The organism is Hymenobacter sp. HSC-4F20 (assembly GCF_019599275.1).
In the GTDB taxonomy this organism is placed as follows: Bacteria; Bacteroidota; Bacteroidia; order Cytophagales; family Hymenobacteraceae; genus Hymenobacter.
In genome coordinates, this window is sequence record NZ_JAHZTD010000018.1 from 1 (window position 1) to 566 (window position 566).

Sequence of the window (566 nt, forward strand, 5' to 3'; positions counted from 1 at the left end):
AGGCATCCCCCGTGTGCCCTTGTCTACTTCTCGTAGTGACTCGTTCCTTGCGGAACAGAGTCGAGCTTAACTTGCCTTACACAGGCAAGCCAGTATATTTCTCTCTTGTTTTCGTACGTCAAAGAACATGTGCAGCTTCTATTAAGCTACAAAGTGAGATGTATAAAGTATTTATACTACCTCATTTATTTTGTTTCATCATCTTACCAAGATGATGACTATGTGGAGAATAACGGATTCGAACCGTTGACCCCCTGCGTGCAAGGCAGGTGCTCTAGCCAGCTGAGCTAATCCCCCTTATACCCTTTCTTATTCGACCTTCTGTCGAATAGAGTGGGCCTGCCTGGACTCGAACCAGGGACCTCTACATTATCAGTGTAGCGCTCTAACCACCTGAGCTACAAGCCCAAATCGGCCTTTGTATTAACCGATTTGAGAACTGAATGAAGGAAAAGACAGGTAGATAAGTGGGAGCAGTGTCCCACGACCAGAGCTCGTAGCAAACGAGTCGGTCAAGCTCCAGAAAGGAGGTGATCCAGCCGCACCTTCCGGTACGGCTACCTTGT

Annotated in this window: 2 tRNA genes; both read right to left on the reverse strand. The window is 47.7% G+C overall.

Annotated features, from left to right (window positions below):
* Window positions 1–223 precede the first annotated feature (223 nt).
* A tRNA-Ala gene (locus K3G63_RS22515) sits at window positions 224–297 on the reverse strand.
* A 37-nt stretch (window positions 298–334) separates the two neighbouring features.
* Window positions 335–408: transfer RNA gene (locus K3G63_RS22520), tRNA-Ile, on the reverse strand.
* Window positions 409–566 lie beyond the last annotated feature (158 nt).